16 protein-coding genes and 1 riboswitch are annotated in these 19229 nt (G+C 63.1%); of the genes, 12 read left to right on the forward strand and 4 right to left on the reverse strand.

Annotated elements, in window-relative coordinates; all coding sequences use genetic code 11:
- Window positions 1-18 precede the first annotated feature (18 nt).
- The gene (locus Q9451_RS01950; RefSeq protein WP_012274487.1) at window positions 19-1455 is read right to left on the reverse strand and encodes a TolC family outer membrane protein; all 1437 of its coding nucleotides are present in this window, start codon (window positions 1453-1455) and stop codon (window positions 19-21) included.
- Window positions 1456-1615: 160 nt separating this feature from the next.
- Window positions 1616-1722, forward strand: a riboswitch (TPP riboswitch).
- Window positions 1723-1877: 155 nt separating this feature from the next.
- On the opposite strand from Q9451_RS01950, the gene thiC reads away from it, so the two are divergent.
- On the forward strand, window positions 1878-3758 hold the full coding sequence (gene thiC, locus Q9451_RS01955; RefSeq protein ID WP_012274486.1) for a phosphomethylpyrimidine synthase ThiC: 1881 nt from the start codon (window positions 1878-1880) through the stop codon (window positions 3756-3758).
- A 165-nt stretch (window positions 3759-3923) separates the two neighbouring features.
- Window positions 3924-5207, forward strand: coding sequence for a putative hydroxymethylpyrimidine transporter CytX (gene cytX / locus Q9451_RS01960; protein ID WP_012274485.1), 1284 nt, complete (start codon window positions 3924-3926; stop codon window positions 5205-5207).
- Here cytX and Q9451_RS01965 read toward each other — a convergent pair.
- A complete protein-coding gene (locus tag Q9451_RS01965) occupies window positions 5176-5922 on the reverse strand; it encodes an RsiV family protein (protein ID WP_012274484.1) in 747 nt (248 codons plus the stop codon). The two genes, cytX and Q9451_RS01965, sit on opposite strands and share 32 nt — an antisense overlap.
- A 185-nt stretch (window positions 5923-6107) precedes the next feature.
- Here Q9451_RS01965 and Q9451_RS01970 point away from each other — a divergent pair, with 185 nt between their 5' ends.
- The 9 genes from Q9451_RS01970 (at window position 6108) to Q9451_RS02010 (ending at window position 15362) form a co-directional block, all read left to right on the forward strand.
- Window positions 6108-6725: an NUDIX domain-containing protein gene (locus Q9451_RS01970; protein WP_012274483.1), complete on the forward strand. Its 618-nt coding sequence runs from the start codon at window positions 6108-6110 to the stop codon at window positions 6723-6725.
- A complete protein-coding gene (locus tag Q9451_RS01975; RefSeq protein ID WP_041166609.1) occupies window positions 6716-7168 on the forward strand; it encodes a DUF1249 domain-containing protein in 453 nt (150 codons plus the stop codon). Before Q9451_RS01970 ends, Q9451_RS01975 begins: the two co-directional genes overlap by 10 nt.
- An 85-nt stretch (window positions 7169-7253) precedes the next feature.
- Window positions 7254-8054: a 3',5'-cyclic-AMP phosphodiesterase gene (gene cpdA, locus Q9451_RS01980; protein WP_012274481.1), complete on the forward strand. Its 801-nt coding sequence runs from the start codon at window positions 7254-7256 to the stop codon at window positions 8052-8054.
- Window positions 8055-8164: 110 nt separating this feature from the next.
- Window positions 8165-8773, forward strand: a complete 609-nt coding sequence (locus Q9451_RS01985) for a YqiA/YcfP family alpha/beta fold hydrolase (RefSeq protein WP_012274480.1) — start codon at window positions 8165-8167, stop codon at window positions 8771-8773.
- A gap of 34 nt (window positions 8774-8807) precedes the next feature.
- Entirely contained in the window at window positions 8808-10712 is a 1905-nt protein-coding gene (parE, locus tag Q9451_RS01990; protein WP_012274479.1) for a DNA topoisomerase IV subunit B, read from the forward strand.
- Window positions 10709-11695 carry an esterase-like activity of phytase family protein gene (locus Q9451_RS01995; protein WP_012274478.1) on the forward strand — a complete coding sequence of 329 codons (987 nt, stop codon included), beginning with the start codon at window positions 10709-10711 and terminating at the stop codon, window positions 11693-11695. The genes parE and Q9451_RS01995 overlap by 4 nt, the downstream gene beginning before the upstream one ends.
- Entirely contained in the window at window positions 11692-12210 is a 519-nt protein-coding gene (locus Q9451_RS02000) for a TIGR02281 family clan AA aspartic protease (protein WP_012274477.1), read from the forward strand. The genes Q9451_RS01995 and Q9451_RS02000 overlap by 4 nt, the downstream gene beginning before the upstream one ends.
- Window positions 12211-12220: 10 nt before the next feature.
- Complete coding sequence (parC, locus tag Q9451_RS02005; RefSeq protein WP_123109070.1) at window positions 12221-14479, forward strand: DNA topoisomerase IV subunit A; 2259 nt, start codon at window positions 12221-12223, stop codon at window positions 14477-14479.
- Between the two features lie 172 nt (window positions 14480-14651).
- Window positions 14652-15362, forward strand: coding sequence for a PqiC family protein (locus tag Q9451_RS02010; RefSeq protein WP_041166608.1), 711 nt, complete (start codon window positions 14652-14654; stop codon window positions 15360-15362).
- 78 nt (window positions 15363-15440) lie between these two features.
- Here Q9451_RS02010 and Q9451_RS02015 read toward each other — a convergent pair whose 3' ends face one another.
- Window positions 15441-16901: an AhpA/YtjB family protein gene (locus Q9451_RS02015; protein ID WP_041166607.1), complete on the reverse strand. Its 1461-nt coding sequence runs from the start codon at window positions 16899-16901 to the stop codon at window positions 15441-15443.
- A 134-nt stretch (window positions 16902-17035) separates the two neighbouring features.
- On the opposite strand from Q9451_RS02015, the gene serB reads away from it, so the two are divergent.
- A complete protein-coding gene (serB, locus tag Q9451_RS02020) occupies window positions 17036-18250 on the forward strand; it encodes a phosphoserine phosphatase SerB (protein ID WP_012274473.1) in 1215 nt (404 codons plus the stop codon).
- A gap of 108 nt (window positions 18251-18358) precedes the next feature.
- Here the strand turns inward: serB and asd are convergent, their stop codons facing one another.
- A complete protein-coding gene (asd, locus tag Q9451_RS02025; RefSeq protein WP_012274472.1) occupies window positions 18359-19222 on the reverse strand; it encodes an archaetidylserine decarboxylase in 864 nt (287 codons plus the stop codon).
- Between the last annotated feature and the right edge of the window lie 7 nt (window positions 19223-19229).

Here is a 19229-nt window from a genome sequence, read left to right on the forward strand (position 1 = left end):
AAAAAGCCAACATCTATCTCAAGGGCGGCGCTCGAAGTTCTTCGCCGCGGCAGCCGCCAGGTCCGGTGGCAGGAAGTCCTTGTCCGGGTTGTAGTCCGCTTTCAGGTAACGCTTGAGGTCCTGCAGGTCTTGCGGGCTCAGGGTGCCGGCTGCCTGCTTCAGGCTCAGGTTGTCGAGAATGTAGTCATAGCGGCTGTTGTTGTAGTCGCGCACCGAGGTGTACAGCTGGCGCTGGGCATCGAGCACGTCGACGATGTTGCGTGTACCGACCTGGTAACCGATTTCGGTGGCTTCCAGCGCACTCTGGTTGGAGATGATCGACTGCTTGCGCGCCTGTACCTGCTCTACATCGGTGTTCACCGCGCGGTGCAGGTTGCGGGTGTTTTCCACCACCTGGCGGCGCAGGCTTTCGCGTTGCTGCTCGCTCTGGCTCAGGCGCTGGTAGGCCTCGCGCACCTGCGAGCTGGTCAGGCCGCCGCTGTAGATCGGGATGTTCAGTTGCAGGCCGATGCTGGTCTGCTCGACATCGCCGCCGTAGCGCGTGACGGGGGCTGGTGCGGGGTTGGTGAAACCGAAGTTGTCGTTGTCACCTTTCTGGTACTTGGCCACTGCGTCAAGGGTCGGCGCATGGCCGGCCTTGCGCTGGCGCAGGGTTTCTTCGGCGGCGGAAACCGCGTAGTTGGTCGCCAACAGGTTGAGGTTCTGGCGACCAGCGGTTTCTACCCAGGCCTTGGCGTCGTTAGGTGTAGGCACCTGCACCGGCAGGGTGTGCACCACCCCCTGGATCGAGGTGTATTCGCGGTTGGTCAGGGTCACCAGGGCCTCGAAGGCGTCTTGCACCTGGCGTTCGGCGATGATCCGGTTGGCCCGGGCGGTGTCGTAGCTGGCTTGGGACTGCAGCACGTCGGTCTTGTCGGAAAGGCCGACGTCGAAGCGTTCGTTGGACTGGTCCAGCTGGCGTTTGAAGGCCGCTTCCTCGGCCTTGGTCGCGGCCAGGTTGTCCTGTGCGCGAAGTACGGCGAAGTAGTTCTGCGCGGTTTGCAGGATCAGGTTCTGCTCGGTCGCCGACAGCTCCAGCGCTGCCTGTTCGTTGACCGCTTCGGCCGCTTGCAGCTGGAACCAGCGGTCAGCGCGGAAGATCGGCTGAGCCAGGGTGGCGCTCCAGGTGTTGCCGCTGCGGTTGCTGGTGGTCGATGGTTCGTCCAGCTTGGTGCGCGTGTTCAGCATTTCTGCGCCGGCCGACAGGTTTGGCAGCAACCCGGCACGGGCTTGGGGCACCACCTCTTTGCGGGCGCCGTAATCGGCGCGTGCCGCCGCCAGGTCGGCGTTGTTGTCGACCGCTTCCTGATAGACGCTGACCAGGTCGGTCTTTACTGATTGGGGCACGTCCGCTGCCCAGACCACTCCGTTGGACGCACAAGACACGGCTATCGCCAGTGAGAGTTTGCGCAGCATAGAGGCAATCCTTGTACGAAATTTAATTACTGAACTGTTGAGTATCGCGCGACGGGCCAGTGTAGTGCCATGCGCACCCGGCAACAATCGCTTGGTGTGCCTTTCATCATCCGCGCATTTACCCGCTTGGCTTTGCCGACCACTCCAGTCTAGACTGCGCAGGTTCTTGTCGGGGTGCCTTGAAGCAAAGGCTGAGATCGCAGAGGTGCGGATCCCGTTGAACCTGATCAGGTTAGCGCCTGCGTAGGGAACAAGATTGCTCGCCTTCCCGGGGAGCCTCTTGTGCCAGGTCCGGGATTGTCACAGCTGCATGCAGCTTCAGGCACCCCCATACCCGGCACTGCACTCCAAAGAGGGTGCGTCCGCGCGTTTCAGGTTCACCCCGACATTCCACTGCTAGGAAGCCGTCTGGAGAGCCTGTGATGACCAAACAAGAAAAAGCGATCAACCTCAGCGAATCGGCACAAGTCGATCAGCAGTCCGTGCAACCGTTCCCGCGTTCGCGCAAGGTCTATGTCGAAGGCTCGCGCCCGGACATCCGTGTACCCATGCGTGAAATCAGCCTGGATGACACCCCTACCGATTTTGGTGGCGAGACCAATGCCCCGGTGCTGGTGTACGACACCTCCGGCCCATACACCGACCCCAACGTGATCATCGACGTGCGCAAAGGCCTGGCCGACGTGCGTTCAGCGTGGATCGACGCCCGTGGTGACACCGAGCGCCTGGACGGCCTGAGCTCCGACTTCGGCCAGCAGCGCCTGAACGACGCCGAGCTGGCCAAGCTGCGTTTCGCCCATGTGCGCAACCCGCGTCGTGCCAAGGCGGGTGCCAACGTCTCGCAGATGCACTATGCCCGCCGGGGCATCATCACCGCCGAGATGGAATACGTGGCCATCCGCGAAAACATGAAGCTGCAGGAGGCCCGCGCAGCTGGCCTGCTCAAAGAGCAGCATGCTGGCCACAGCTTCGGTGCCAACATCCCGAAAGAAATCACCCCCGAATTCGTCCGCCAGGAAATCGCCCGTGGCCGCGCGATCATTCCGGCCAACATCAACCACCCGGAAGTTGAGCCGATGATCATCGGCCGCAATTTCCTGGTGAAGATCAACGGCAACATCGGCAACAGCGCCTTGGGGTCCTCGATCGAGGAAGAAGTGGCCAAGCTGACCTGGGGCATCCGCTGGGGCTCGGACACGGTCATGGACCTGTCCACCGGCAAGCACATTCACGAAACCCGCGAGTGGATCATCCGCAACTCGCCGGTGCCGATCGGCACCGTGCCGATCTATCAGGCCCTGGAAAAGGTCAACGGCGTGGCCGAGGACCTGATCTGGGAGCTGTTCCGCGACACACTGATCGAGCAGGCCGAGCAGGGGGTGGACTACTTCACTATCCACGCCGGTGTGCTGCTGCGTTATGTGCCGCTGACCGCCAAGCGTGTCACCGGTATCGTCAGCCGTGGGGGCTCGATCATGGCCAAGTGGTGCCTGGCGCATCACAAGGAAAACTTCCTGTACACCCACTTCGACGAAATCTGCGAAATCATGAAGGCCTACGACGTCAGCTTCTCGCTGGGCGACGGCCTGCGCCCTGGCTCGATTGCCGACGCCAACGACGCCGCGCAGTTCGGTGAGCTGGAAACCCTCGGCGAACTGACCAAGATTGCCTGGAAGCACGACGTGCAATGCATGATCGAAGGCCCTGGCCACGTGCCGATGCAGTTGATCAAAGAGAACATGGACAAGCAGCTGGAGTGCTGCGACGAAGCGCCGTTCTACACCCTCGGCCCACTGACCACCGACATTGCTCCGGGCTACGACCACATCACTTCGGGTATTGGTGCGGCGATGATCGGCTGGTTCGGTTGCGCCATGCTGTGCTACGTCACGCCCAAGGAACATTTGGGCCTGCCGAACAAAGACGACGTCAAGACCGGCATCATCACCTACAAGATCGCCGCGCATGCCGCCGACCTTGCCAAGGGCCACCCAGGTGCGCAGATTCGCGACAACGCCCTGTCGAAGGCGCGTTTCGAGTTCCGTTGGGAAGACCAGTTCAACCTTGGCCTTGACCCGGACACGGCCCGTGCCTTCCACGACGAGACGCTGCCGAAGGAATCGGCCAAGGTCGCGCACTTCTGCTCGATGTGCGGGCCGAAGTTCTGCTCGATGAAGATCACCCAGGAAGTGCGTGAGTACGCCGCCAAGATCGAGGCCGTGGATGTGACGGTCGAAGAAGGCATGCGTGAGCAGGCCGAGCGGTTCCGCCAGGAAGGCAGCCAGCTGTACCACAAAGTGTAAGAACGCTGGGGCCGCTTAGCGGCCCTTTCGCGACACAAGGCCGCTCCCACAGGGACCGCACAAGGCTCAAGGCCTGCGCGGCCACTGTGGGAGCGGCCTTGCGTCGCGATTCGAGGACGAAGTCCTTGCCAAGAACACCAACAACATTGCCGGCGAGCGCCAACCATGACATCACCCAGCCAATTCTCCCCCGACCACCCGGTCCCCACCCACCAGCGTATCTTCGGTGCCCGCGACCTGTTTTCGCTGTGGTTCTCCCTAGGCATCGGCCTGATGGTGCTGCAAGTCGGTGCCATGCTGGCGCCAGGCCTGGGCCTTGCCGGCGCGGTGCTGGCCATCGCCCTGGGCACCGGTGTCGGTGTGCTGTTGCTGGGCGCCGCCGGGGTGATCGGCAGCGACACCGGCCTGTCCGCCATGGGCACGTTGAAACTCAGCCTGGGCAGCCATGGCGCGCGTTTGCCGGCGTTGCTCAACCTGCTGCAACTGGTGGGCTGGGGCGCGTTCGAAATCATCGTCATGCGCGATGCTGCCAGCCTGTTGGGCGCGCGAGCCTTCGGTGAGGAGAGTGCCTGGAACAGCCCGATGCTGTGGACCCTGTGTTTCGGTGCGCTAGCCACCTTGCTGGCCGTCAGCGGGCCACTGGCCTTCGTGCGCAAGGTGCTGCGCGCCTGGGGGATCTGGTTGCTGCTGGGCGCTTGCGTCTGGCTCACCTGGAACCTGTTCGCCAAGGCCGACCTGGCTGATCTGTGGAGCCGCGCGGGTGACGGTTCGATGTCCCTGGCGGTGGGCTTTGATATCGTCATCGCCATGCCGCTGTCCTGGTTGCCACTGATTGCCGACTACTCGCGTTTCGCCCGCAACGGCAAGCATGTGTTCGGTGGCACGGTCGTGGGCTATTTCATCGGCAACACCTGGCTGATGAGCCTGGGCGTGGCCTACACCCTGGCTTTCGCCGCCAGTGGCGAAGTCAATGCGCTGCTGCTGGCGCTGGCGGGGGCCGGCATGGGTATCCCGTTGCTGCTGATTCTGCTGGATGAGTCGGAAAAAGCCTTCGCCGACATCCACTCGGCGGCAGTTTCAACCGGTGTGCTGCTGCCGCTGAAGGTCGAGCACCTGGCACTTGCGATCGGCGTGCTGTGCACCTTGATCGCCCTGCTGGCCCCCTTGGCCCAGTATGAGAACTTCCTGTTGCTGATCGGTTCGGTATTCGCGCCGCTGTTCGGTGTGGTGCTGATGGACCATTACGTGATCCGTCGTCGTCGCCTGCCTGCGCAAATCGATGGCTTGCACTGGCAAGCGCTGGTGGCCTGGTTTGCGGGTGTGGCGGCCTATCACCTGATTGCCGCTAATGCACCGGAACTGGGCGCTACCCTGCCAGCATTGCTGCTGGCAGGTGTGCTGCATGGGCTGCTAAGCCTCAGCCGCGGCCGGGAAACAGCTCAGGCTTGAGCACGCCATTGAGGCGTGGGTAGGGGATCTTCAATTCCACGTGGCCCATGGAGTAGGGCGCGATGGCATAGACCTCGTACTTGACCACTACCGCGCCGTACGTCAGGGCGATGTGCGGCGACTTCTTGAACGGCCAGGTTTTGACGAACTCGGCGTCCTTGTCCATGCCCACGCTCATCAACCAGGCGCGGTGTGACTCCTCGACGGTTTTCCAGAAGGTGTCCTCCTGGCCCGGCACCAACATGTCCTGCAGGGTCAGTACCTTGTCCAGCTTGCGCGAGTAGTTGATGAAGCCACGCCCCGGCATGCCGTGGGCGCCACCGCTGTCCAGGTAGCTGGACAACTCGATGATCACCAGCCCGTCATGCTGCTCGCGTACCTTGGCCTGCAAGTAGCTGCTGTTACGTTTGTCGGCATTGGCCAGGTATTGCTGTTCGTAGGCCTGCAGGGTGCTTGGCGCGGTGCCATGCTGATTGTCTTCGGTCAATTGCAGCAGGCGTTTTTCAACGATGCCATCGAGCTTGGGCAGGGCCGGGAAGTGGACCATGTCGATATTCACCAGCGGGCAGTCACGCTCGCTGCAGCCGGGTTTGACATGCTCCCAGGCGTCGCGCTTGACCTCGAGCGGAGCCCGGTAGTTGGGCGTGAACAGGCTCTGGCAGGCGCCTAGAGCGAGTGCCAGCACGGCCACGGAAGTCAGTTTGACAAGTGTCATGATGATCCTTGCAGAACAGGGAAAAGTCGGCCTTTGACCGTCTGCGCGGCCTTCAGTTCGCCACTAAGCTAACAGAGTGAAGACCTGCTGTCCCGAGTGCGCCAGCGGTTGCCAGAAAGGGATGAAACCGGCAGGCGTGCAGAGTAGGATGGCGCGAAGCAGTATTCGAGGTAATGAGGATTTCCATGTCAGACGCGTTGAACTCAGTGCCCAAGGGCTTCGAAATCATCGAGCGGGCCAATTGCTTCCAGGGCTTTTACAAGCTCGACAAGCTACGCCTGCGCCATGAGTTGTTTGCCGGGGGCATGGGCCGCGAGATCAGCCGTGAACTGTTCGTGCGCCATGATGCCGTGTGCGTGCTGCCGTACGACCCGTTGCGCGATGAAGTGGTGCTGATCGAACAGTTCCGTGTGGGTGCACTGGACAAGGTCGATAACCCCTGGCTGATCGAAATGGTTGCCGGGCTGATCGACAAGGACGAGCAACCCGAGGAAGTCGCTCACCGCGAAGCTGAGGAAGAAGCTGGCCTGACATTCAGCGCCCTGTGGCCTATGACGCGTTACTTCCCGTCGCCTGGCGGTAGTGACGAATATGTTCACCTGTTCCTTGGCCGTTGCAGCAGCCAGGGCGCGGGCGGCCTGCATGGCCTGGAAGAAGAGGGTGAAGACATCCGTGTGCGTGTGTGGTCGTTCGAGGATGCCTTGCAGGCGGTGCGCGACGGGCGCATCTGCAACGCAGCGACCATCATTGGCCTGCAATGGCTGGCGCTGAACCGTGACGAAGTACGAGGTATGTGGAAGTGAACCTGCTGCGTGAGCGCTATCGAGTCGACCTGGTCGGGCTGCAGGCAGCCTGCGAGGCCAACTACGCCCGGCTGATGCGTCTGTTGCCTGACATGCGCACCACTCAAAGCTCGCGCCGTATCGGTATGACCCAGGGCGACCAGATGCTTGGCGTGCTGGTACTCGACGTGGTCCTGGCCTGCCCGTATACCACCACCCTGCATGTGCGCCAGGAACACAGCCTGCCGTGGTTGCCCGTGCCGCACCTGGAGGTGCAGGTGTACCACGATGCACGCATGGCCGAAGTGGTCAGCGCCGAACACACCCGGCGCCTGCGCAGTATTTACCCCTACCCGAACGCGGCCATGCATCAGCCGGACGAAAAGGCCCAGCTCAACCTGTTCCTCGGTGAATGGCTCAGCCACTGCCTGGCCTGTGGCCATGAACTGGCAAGTGTTCGCTGAATTGTGACGTGGGTCGGTTGCGGGTGTTTGCTCGTGACCTTCGCGCAGCCATAATTCGTGCTGAAATCGTTCGAGGAGATGGCCGTTGTCGCCGCCAGACCAATCCCGCCCCGTGCATGTGGTGCAACTGACTGATGCCCACCTGTTCGCCGACCCGGCCGGCAGCATGCTGGGCCTGAAAACCCGTGACAGCCTGCGCCATGTGGTGGCCCAGGTGCGGCGCGAGCAGCCGCTTGTCGATTTGTTGCTGTGTACGGGCGACCTGTCCCAGGACGCCAGCGTTGCATCCTATGAAGCGTTTCGTGAACTGACCGCAACGTTTGCCGCGCCCACCCGCTGGTTGCCGGGCAACCATGACGAGGCCCAGGTGATGGCGCACGTGGCGCCAGAGCTGGTACAAGCGGTCACCGATATGGGTACGTGGCGCGTCATCATGCTCAACACCGCCGTGCACGGCGCTACCCACGGGTTTCTCGAAGATGGCCAGTTGGCCGTGTTGAAAGAAGCCTTGAAAGATGCGGGCGAGCGGCATTGCCTGGTGTGTTTCCACCATCAGCCGGTGGACATTGGCTGCGCCTGGATCGCGCCGATCGGCTTGCGCAATGCCCAGGCGCTGTTCGACATTGTCGAGGGTTATCCACAGGTGCGGGCCTTGCTGTGGGGGCATGTGCATCAGGAGTGGGATGAAGTACGCGGGGGGCGGCGTTTGCTGGCTACTCCGTCGACCTGTATCCAGTTCGCCGCACGCAGCGAAGACTTCAAAGTGAGCGAAGAACAGCCGGGCTACCGCTGGTTGCGTCTGCATGCCGACGGGCGGCTGGAAACCGGGGTGGAGCGGGCGCTGGACTTCGCTGTGAAACTCGACTTCGATAGCCCAGGGTATTGAAGAAATTGTTGCGAAACCCGTGACACTGCGTCAAAACCCGGCGAACGCGCTACACTGCGCGTCCCTGCGCCCGCACCATCAGGCGCGAAGCCACAGATTCCGGGGGCAGCATGTCGGGTTCCATCCTCTATATCCATGGCTTCAACAGCTCGCCGCTTTCGACCAAGGCGCGCCAGCTCGAAGCCGTGATGCAGCAACTGGGCTTGTCGGCCCAGCTACGTGTGCCCGCCTTGCACCACCACCCACGCCAGGCCATCGCCCAGCTCGAAGCGGCCATCGCCGAACTTGGTGCGCCACTGTTGGTGGGCAGTTCGCTCGGCGGCTACTATGCCACCCATCTGGCCGAGCGCCATGGCCTCAAGGCGTTGCTGGTCAACCCGGCGGTAACCCCGCACAAGCATTTCGACGGTTACCTGGGCACCCAGCGCAATCACTACAGCGGTGAAACCTGGGAGCTGACCCACGACCACGTGCAGGCACTGGCCGAGCTGGAAGTGCCGGCCCCGGTAGATGCCAGCCGCTATCAAGTGTGGCTGCAGACCGCCGATGAAACCCTGGACTATCGCCACGCCGAGCGCTATTACCGTGCTTGTGCCCTGCGCATTCAGGCCGGTGGCGACCACAGCTTCCAAGGCTTCGCCGAGCGCCTGCCGGCACTGTTGGCGTTCGCCGGCATTGCCCGTGGGCAGTATGCTGCGCTCGATTTTTCTGTATTTTGACTTTTTGCACTCACCAGACTGACGACGAGACCCTATGGCCAATCCCAGCGCTAGCGCCTATAACGCAGACGCCATCGAAGTCCTCTCGGGCCTTGACCCGGTCCGCAAGCGGCCGGGCATGTACACCGATACCAGCCGCCCCAACCACCTGGCCCAGGAAGTCATCGACAACAGTGTCGACGAAGCCCTGGCCGGCCACGCGCGTTCGGTGCAGGTCATCCTGCATGCCGACCACTCGCTGGAAGTCAGCGACGACGGCCGTGGCATGCCGGTGGACATCCACCCGGAAGAGGGCGTGTCCGGGGTCGAGCTGATCCTCACCAAGCTGCACGCTGGCGGCAAGTTCTCCAACAAGAACTACCAGTTTTCTGGCGGCCTGCATGGTGTGGGCATTTCGGTGGTCAACGCCCTGTCGACCCAGGTGCGCGTGCGTGTCAAACGTGACGGCAACGAATACCAGATGACGTTCGCCGACGGCTTCAAGGCCAGCGAGCTGGAAGTGGTCGGCTCGGTCGGCAAGCGCAACACCGGCACCAGCGTGTACTTCAGCCCCGACCCCAAGTACTTCGACTCGGCCAAGTTTTCCATCAGCCGCCTCAAGCACGTGCTCAAGGCCAAGGCAGTACTGTGCCCGGGCCTGCTGGTCACCTTCGAGGACAAGGCCAGCGGCGAGAAAGTCGAGTGGCATTATGAAGATGGCCTGCGTTCTTACCTGGTCGATTCGGTCAGCGAATTCCTGCGTCTGCCCGACGAGCCGTTCTGCGGCAGCCTGGCTGGCAACAAGGAAGCCGTGGACTGGGCGTTGCTGTGGTTGCCAGAAGGTGGCGACAGCATCCAGGAAAGCTACGTCAACCTGATCCCCACCGCTCAGGGCGGCACCCATGTCAACGGCTTGCGTCAGGGCCTGCTGGATGCCATGCGTGAGTTCTGCGAGTTCCGCAATTTGCTGCCGCGTGGCGTGAAGCTTGCGCCAGAGGACATCTGGGAGCGCATTTCTTTCGTGCTCTCGATGAAAATGCAGGAGCCGCAGTTCTCTGGGCAGACCAAAGAGCGCCTGTCATCGCGCGAGGCGGCCGCGTTCGTTTCCGGCGTGGTCAAGGACGCCTTCAGCCTTTGGCTCAACGCCCACCCCGAGCTGGGCATGCAACTGGCAGAGCTGGCCATCAGCAACGCCGGGCGCCGCCTTAAGGCCAGTAAAAAGGTCGAACGCAAGCGCATCACCCAGGGCCCGGCACTGCCTGGCAAGCTGGCCGATTGCGCCGGCCAGGACCCGATGCGTGCCGAACTGTTCCTGGTCGAGGGTGACTCGGCAGGTGGCTCGGCCAAGCAGGCGCGGGACAAGGAGTTCCAGGCCATCCTGCCGCTGCGCGGCAAGATCCTCAACACCTGGGAAGTGGACGGTGGCGAAGTCCTGGCCAGCCAGGAAGTGCATAACATTGCCGTGGCCATCGGCGTAGATCCGGGTGCCACCGACCTTGCGCAGCTGCGCTACGGCAAGATCTGCATCCTCGCCGACGCCGACTCCGACGGGCTGCACATCGCCACGCTGCTGTGCGCGCTGTTCGTCCAGCACTTCCGTGCGCTGGTCGAGGCCGGGCATGTGTACGTGGCCATGCCGCCGCTGTACCGCATCGACCTTGGCAAGGAAATCTACTACGCCCTCGACGAAGCCGAGCGTGACGGCATTCTCGACCGCCTGGTGGCCGAGAAGAAGCGCGGCAAGCCGCAGGTCACCCGCTTCAAGGGCCTGGGCGAGATGAACCCGCCACAGCTGCGCGAAACCACCATGGACCCGAACACCCGGCGCCTGGTGCAGTTGACCCTGGATGACGTGGAGGCCACCTGCGAGCTGATGGACAAGCTGTTGGCCAAGAAGCGCGCCGGTGACCGCAAGAGTTGGCTGGAAACCAAAGGCAACCTGGCCGAGGTCATGGTTTGATTCGGCAAGTACTTGCCGTTTGCCTTGCGCTGGTTGCCCTGCCTTGCCTGGCGGGCAACTGGCCAGAGCTGAAGCTCAGTGGCGAGCACCCGATCGATGGCATGCGCGGTGGCAACCTGTCTGGCCTGGCGCAATGTCGGGGCGGGCTGTGGGGTGTTTCCGATCGCGACGACGACCGCATTTACCGCTTCGACCAGCAGAACACCACCTGGCGCGCACAACCGCTTACCTTCACCCCGCCAACGCCGCCGGAAAGCGGCCTGCCGTGGGGGCTGAAGTCGCGCAACTGGGCAGCGTCGTACATTCGCGGTGGCGAGCTGGATTTCGAAGGCATCACCTGTGACCAGGCGGGTAACCTGTACCTGGTCAGTGAAGCCCATGCCGCGGTGCTGCAATTGCCGCTGCAAGGCGAGCCGGACTGGTTGAAGATCGACCCGGCCATGGTGCGTCAGGCCCGGGCCAGTGGCATGTTGCTGAACTTCAATGCCCTGTTCGAAGGCTTGGCGATCAACCCGGCGGGGGACCGTCTGTGGCTGGCCGCCGAGCGTGAACGCCGCGGCCTGGTGGCTATCGAGCGCCAGCAATCGGTATGGACCTGCGGGCGTAGTTGCGTGCTGCTGAGCGAGGCCGGGGTCGAGATGCAGCCGGCGCAAATGCCCGATGCCCGGGCCTTGTCGCGCGATTTCGCCGACCTGGCCTGGTACGAGGGCAAGCTGTTTACCCTCGAACGTAACGCCTACCGGGTGTGCCGGCGGGATGCCGACAGTGGCAAGGTCGAGCGTTGCTGGTCGTTCGCTGCCGATGCGCTGGTGGAATCACGCCGCTATTCGCAGCCGTTTGGCCTTGCCGAAGCACTGGTGATCGATGCCAAGGGCGCCTGGATCGGCCTGGACAACAACAACGGCGCCCGCGCCGATGGCGAAACCCGCCCGATCGTCTGGCGTTTTGATGCGCCGCAAGGCGGCTGGAGCGCCAAGCCATGAGCCAGGCGCCGGGCAAGCGCGCGGGCAGGGTGCTGATGGTCGTCGCTTGGGCGGCGGCGCTGTTCCTTGCCACGCGCTTTTTCGGCCAATGGGAAGACAGTCAGCGCAACCCCAATAGCCAGGTGCAGTCCGAGCATGGCGAAGGTTTTATCGAAGTGCGCCTGTTGGGCAACGGCCAAGGGCACTTCGTGCTCGACGGTGCGATCAACGGCCAGGTGGTGCACTTCATGCTCGACACCGGTGCCACCGACGTGGCGATCCCTGAAGCGCTGGCCCGCGAGTTGAACCTCGAACGCGGCAGCCCGGTGCTGCTCAGCACTGCCAACGGCCGTACCGAGGGTTACCGCACGCGTCTGGCCAGCCTGCAATTGGGCGATATCCGCCTGCAGGACGTACGCGCCATCGTGGTACCGGGCCTGGACGGGCCCACCGTATTGCTGGGCATGAGTGCCCTGCAGCAACTTGAATTTACCCAGCGCGGCGGCACCATGCTGTTGCGCCAGAACCTGAAATGACGAGGCCCGCATGAGCGACTCACTGGAACTCAGCCTGGACGGTGTCGAACGCCGCTCGCTGGCTGACTTCACCGAACAGGCCTACCTCAACTACTCCATGTACGTGATCATGGACCGCGCCTTGCCGCACATCGGCGACGGCCTGAAGCCGGTGCAGCGACGCATCGTCTACGCCATGAGCGAGTTGGGGCTCGATGCCGATTCCAAGCACAAGAAGTCGGCGCGTACCGTCGGTGACGTGCTCGGCAAGTTCCATCCCCACGGCGACTTGGCCTGCTACGAGGCCATGGTGCTGATGGCGCAGCCGTTCAGCTACCGCTATACCCTGGTCGATGGCCAGGGCAACTGGGGTGCGCCGGACGATCCGAAGTCATTCGCCGCCATGCGTTACACCGAAGCGCGGTTGTCGCGCTACGCCGAAGTGCTGCTTAGCGAAGTCGGCCAGGGCACCGTGGACTGGGTGCCGAACTTCGACGGCACCTTGCAGGAGCCGGCCGTGTTACCGGCGCGCCTGCCCAATATCCTGCTCAATGGCACCACCGGTATCGCCGTGGGCATGGCCACCGACGTGCCGCCGCACAACCTGCGTGAAGTAGCCAGCGCGTGCGTGCGCCTGCTCGACGAGCCCAAGGCCACCATCGAGCAGCTGTGCGAGCATATCCAGGGGCCGGATTACCCGACCGAGGCCGAAATCGTCACGCCACGGGCCGAAATCCTCAAAATGTACGAAAGTGGCCGTGGCTCGATCCGCATGCGCGCCGTGTACCGCGTCGAGGATGGCGACGTCGTTGTCACCGCGCTGCCGCACCAGGTCTCCGGGGCCAAGGTGCTGGAGCAGATCGCCGCACAGATGCAGGCCAAGAAGCTGCCGATGGTCGCCGACCTGCGCGACGAGTCGGACCACGAAAACCCGTGCCGTATCGTCATCATCCCTCGGTCCAATCGCGTGGATGCCGACGAGCTGATGCAGCACCTGTTTGCCACCACCGACCTGGAGAGCACCTACCGGGTCAACGTGAATATCATCGGCCTCGACGGCCGGCCGCAGTTGAAAAACCTGCGAACCATCCTGGTGGAGTGGCTGGAGTTCCGTACCAATACCGTTCGTCGCCGCTTGCAGCACCGTCTGGATAAGGTCGAGAAGCGCTTGCACCTGTTGGACGGTTTGCTCACCGCGTTCCTCAACCTGGATGAAGTGATCCACATCATCCGTACCGAGGAGCACCCCAAGCAGGCGTTGATCGCCCGCTTCGAACTCACCGAAATCCAGGCCGACTACATCCTCGAGACCCGCCTGCGGCAGTTGGCGCGCCTGGAAGAAATGAAGATCCGCGGCGAACAGGACGAGTTGCTGAAGGAGCAAGCCAAGCTGCAGGCCCTGCTGGGCAGCGAGGCCAAACTGCGCAAGTTGGTGCGCAGCGAGCTGATCAAGGATGCCGAAACCTATGGCGACGATCGCCGTTCGCCAATTGTCGAGCGCGCCGAAGCCAAGGCCCTGTCGGAAAACGAGCTGATGCCGACCGAGCCGGTCACCGTGGTGCTCTCCGAGAAGGGCTGGGTGCGCTGCGCCAAGGGCCATGACATCGACGCCACCGGCCTTTCCTACAAGGCTGGCGACGGCTTCAAGGCCGCTGCGGCCGGGCGCTCCAACCAGTTTGCCGTGCTGATCGATTCCACCGGGCGCAGCTACTCGCTGCCCGCCCACAGCCTGCCATCGGCGCGTGGCCAGGGCGAGCCGCTGACAGGCCGCCTGACACCGCCACCGGGGGCCACTTTCGAATGCGTACTGCTGCCTGATGACGATGCGCTGTACGTGGTGGCTTCGGATGCCGGCTACGGCTTCGTGGTCAAAGGTGAAGACCTGCAGGCCAAGAACAAGGCCGGCAAAGGTTTGCTCAGCCTGCCCAACGGCGCCAAGGTCATGACCCCACGCCCGGTGGCGGACCGCGAGCAGGACTGGCTGGCGGCGGTGACCACCGAAGGTCGCCTGTTGGTGTTCAAGGTCAGCGACCTGCCACAGCTGGGTAAAGGCAAGGGCAACAAGATCATTGGCGTGCCCGGCGACCGGGTGGCCAGCCGTGAAGAATTTGTCACCGATCTGGCCGTGATTCCTGAAGGTGCAACCCTTGTATTGCAGGCCGGCAAGCGTACCCTGTCTTTGAAAGGGGACGATCTGGAGCATTACAAGGGCGAGCGTGGGCGGCGCGGCAGCAAGCTGCCACGCGGGTTCCAGCGCGTCGATGGGTTGCAGGTGGAAGTGCCGGCGTAACGGCCAGAAATGTCTGGAACGGCAATTTCAGCGCCGTTCCGGGCAGAAATGCTGGAGTCGGACGGTTATTTCGCGGATGATATGGCCCTTGCGGTGCCGACGTAGTCGTGTGCCCGTTTGAATCTACATGTATCACTGCGGTGTGCCTTGTGGCGGCCGCCTGGATGGGATGATGAAATTTCTGCGCCTTCCATTTGCGCTGTTGATGACTGGCCTGCTGGGCCTTGGCGGGTGCACCATGCATCAGCCGGTTGCCCTGTACCAGCTCGACAGTGGTGATCCTGGCCAGCCTTCGCAGAGTGCGGGCATGGCCGTGGTGCTCGGCCCGGTATCGGTGGCCGATTACCTGCAGCGTGAAACCTTTCTGCAGCGTCAAGCCGATGGCAGCCTGAGTGCGGCGACCGACGGCCGTTGGGCTGGCAGCCTTTCGTCGGATATCGACCAACTGCTGGTGCGCCAACTGGCCTGGCGTCTGGACAGCCAACGCGTTGTGCTGGCACCGGCGACCACGGGCTTCAGCCCGGACGTGCAGGTGTTGTTGTCGATCACTCGCCTGGACTCGGGCAAGGATCAGCCGGCCATACTGGATGCCCAGTGGCGTCTGCTCGACCGCCGTGGCCATGTGCGTGACAACCGTATCGTTCACCTCGAACAGCCGCACGAGGGCAGCGAATCGTCGCAGGTTCAGGCTCAGGGCCAACTGCTGCAGAAGCTGGCCGAACAGCTGAGCACAGCGCTGAAGCCGCTGGCCAACCAGCCGGCGATTGCCGAAGAGTCGCCTAAAAAGCCCGCTGCGCCGGTACAGGTGAAGAAGGCACCGGAGAAATCCAAGATCCCGATGGCCTCCCCGATTCGTACCGATATGGAAGTTTATCGGTTCTGATCGAACTGCCAGGTACGAAAAAGCCCGCGATCATGCGGGCTTTTTTTTGCCTCTACAGAGAGGCCGCTTCCATAGCTGTCAGGCCCTGCGCTCGTGCATCCGCGCCAGCTGCCGTTCCAGCATCGACGGGTAGGGCTCCATCAGGCGCTCTACGCAGCAGGCGCCTTCTGGGCTGGCAATCGGACGAATGCGGGCGCGCTGACGAATCAGCGCGTCATCGCTGATCTGCCGCTCCACCAACAACAGGTTGCGGCTGTGCTGCGACAGTGCCAAAGCATCCTGAACCTTCTCGGCCATCAGCAGATCAACCAGTTCCAGCCCATGCAGGTCGTTGCCCAGCACCAGGCCCAGTTGCAGCTGCAAGGTGATGCCGCTGTCGGCCACTTCGATCTGCAGAGCATGGCCCAGGGCGCGCAACAGCTCGCCGCAACAAATGGCGTTGGTCAGATAGTCTTCGCCACACTCGCGGCTGTGGAACAGCACCAGGGTGCTGCCATCGTCGAGCGTGTGGGTTTCGCCGTCGTAGAGTGAGGCCGCGTGCTCCAGGCAGTCGCGGTAGCGCTCGGTCAGCTCGGTCAGGCGTGTGCGTGGCAGGCGGCGCAGTTGCTCCTGCGAGCCCAGCTGCACGGCCAGTACGGCGCTGTACTGCGGCTCATCGGACTCGACCAGCGCGGCGGCTTTGGGCGCAGGGTCGTCGTCCAGCAGGCCGGCGAAGGCTTCGTCGTCATGCTCGTCTTCCACGGCGACAACCTTGGCGCGCGGCGCGGCCTTGGCGGGGGGGGCAGCTTCGTGCAGGTCGTCAAACGACTCGTCGTCGTCTTCCTCGAGCTCTGGTTCTGGCGGCGGCGGTGGAGCCAGGCGTGCATGCAGCTGGCGGGCGATGTCGCCAATCTCGTCCTGGCGGTCGGTGGCCGGGGTATAGGGCTGTGGGTCGCGCAGCCATACCCGCAGTTGCAGCAGCGGCAGGGTGATGTAGCGGCCTTGACGCAAGCTCAGGGCCAAGGCCAGGGCCAGCAGAATCGCGGCCAGAATGCCCATGCTCTGCAGGCTGATCAACATCGGCTGCTGGAACTGGCTCATGTCCAGGCTGATGCGCAACTGCCCGGCTGTCACGTCCTGGAAGGTGATCTTGGTCTGGTACAGGCCTTCGGCTTCGCCCAACAGGCTGTTGCGCGGGCGCTGGCCAGCTTCGGCGAGGATACGGTTGTCCACGCTGTAGATCGCCGCATGGGCCACCAGCGGGTTTTTCACCAGGTTGCCGAGCAGCACATTGAGGCTGAGGATGTCGTTCGACACCAGCAGCTCGGTTGCCGACGTGGCAGTCTGGGTGGTCAGGCTCTGCCCCAGGGCATCGGCCTGCTCATGCATGGCCTGCTTGAACTGCAGGCCCATCACGCAGGCGTAGATCACCAGCGCCAGCGCCACCAGGAAGATGTTGGTGCAGGCGATGCGCAGTGCCAGCGGCACGCGACGTTGACTCAGGGCACGATAGATCATCAGGAAGAAGTTATCTGGTTTGACTGGCGTTGGCCGGTTCACTGAGCTCGGCTCTTAATGGCATGAAAGTGGGGGGAGTATAGCGAGCCGGGTTTTGTCGGCAAAGTATCGTTGGCGCCCGATGGTCATGGAAAATCGGTAGAATGCGCATTTTTCATCGAAGTCGGAGCCAGGTTGTGCGCGAAATCGTCCTGATCAACATCACCGGTGAGGACCGTCCCGGTCTCACTGCGGCTATCACCGGCGTCCTGCTGCAGGGCGGTGTGAGTATCCTCGACATCGGCCTGGCGGTCATGCACGGCACCTTGTCGTTTGGCATCCTGGTCGATATCCCGGACAACGAAGTGGCGACTGCCCTGCTGCAAAGCGTGCAGGCCAAGGCCCACGAGCTGAACCTGCAGGCCCGCTACACCCCTATTTCCGAGGCGGATTACCAGCACTGGGCCGATGGCCATGGCGAAGCGCGCCACATCGTTACGCTGCTCAGCCGCAAGATCACCCCCGAGCAGTTGCAGCGGGTGAGTGCGGTGATCAGCCAGTACGGCCTGACCATCGAGCGCATCGAGCGCCTGTCGGCCCGTGTGGCGCTGGATGCCGAAACCGACAAGGGCAAGGCAGCCGTCGAGATTTCCGTGCGCGGCGTACCGAGCGATGCCCAGGCCCTGCGTGCCGATTTCTTTGCCTTGGCTGAAGCGCTGAGCATCGACATCGCCTTCCAGAAAGACGACCTGTTCCGCCGCAACCGCCGCCTGGCGGTGTTCGACATGGATTCCACGCTGATTGAGGCTGAAGTCATCGACGAGCTGGCCAAGGCGGCCGGTGTGGGCGAGCAGGTCGCGGCGATCACCGAGCGTGCCATGCGCGGGGAGCTGGATTTCCGCGCCAGTTTCAAGGAGCGCATGGCGCTGCTCAAGGGCCTGGATGTGGGGGTGCTGGACGAAATCGGTGCCTCGCTGCGCCTGACCGAGGGTGCCGAAAACCTGTTCGCCGAGCTCAAGCGCCTGGGTTACAAGACTGCGATCCTGTCCGGTGGCTTTACCTACTTCGCCCGCCAGGTGCAGGCGCGCCTGGGTATCGACTATGTGTTCGCCAACGAGCTGGAAGTGGTCGATGGCAAGGTGACCGGGGTGGCGGTAGAGCCGATCGTCGACGCCCAGCGCAAAGCCGAGCTGTTGCAAAAGCTGGCCAACGAAGAAGGCTTGCAGCTGGAGCAGACCATTGCCGTGGGGGATGGTGCCAACGACCTGCCGATGCTGTCGCTGGCTGGGCTGGGTGTCGCGTTCCGTGCCAAGCCGCTGGTGCGCCAATCGGCCAAGCAGGCTATTTCTACCCTGGGGTTGGATGGCGTGCTGTACCTGCTGGGCCTACGCGACCGCGACGCGCGCGGCTAGTTTGTCGTTGTATCTTCAGTGCCTGTGAGATCGAGCGCCGCGCGGGTGGCGCTCGATCTCACAGGCGCTAAATAAACCGCGCCAGCCACTTCAAAGCAAAAACCGCAGTCAAGCCTGTACAGGCTCTGCCAGCAGTTGCCCCATGCGCACTGCAGAACCAGCACCCAGGCTTTCAGCCCACCTCACCTGCTCCGGCCCGAACAGCACGATGGCGGTCGAGCCCAGCTTGAAGCGGCCCAGCTCGGCGCCCTTTTCCAGATGGATCGGCGCGCGGCTGGCTTCGTCGTAACGGAAGGTTTTCAGCTCACGCTTTGGCGGCGTGACCAGCCCGGCCCATACGGTTTCGATCGAGGCAACGATCATCGCGCCAACCAGCACCACAGCCATTGGCCCACGTTCGGTATCGAACAGGCAGACCACACGCTCGTTGCGAGCGAACAGCTCGGGAACGTTCTCTGCGGTGGTCTGGTTGACCGAGAACAGGCGGCCCGGCACATAGACCATTTCACGCAGGGTGCCGGCCAGCGGCATGTGCACGCGGTGGTAGTCCTTGGGCGACAGGTAAATGGTGGCGAACTCGCCGCCCATGAACGGCGCGGCCATGGCCGGGTCACCGCCCAGCAGCTCTTGCGCGCTGAAACCGTGGCCTTTGGCCTGGAAGATGCGGCCGTGCTCGATCGGGCCGAGCTGGCTGACAGCACCGTCGGCCGGGCACAGGATGGCGCCCGGGGTTTCGTCCAGCGGGCGGGCGCCTGGCTTCAGGGCGCGGGTGAAGAACGCGTTGAAATGCTCGTACGCGCTCAGGTCTTCGACCAGCGCTTCGCTCATGTTGACCTGATAGCGCTTGGCGAACCAGGCAGTGAAGGCATTTTTGAACCAGCGTGCGCGGCACTCGGCGACGCAGCCGGCCAGTCGCGACAGCAGGTGGTGCGGCAGCAGGTACTGGCTGATGATGAACAAACGGGATTTCATGCAGGTT

It is taken from the genome of Pseudomonas sp. NY8896, from assembly GCF_039634505.1.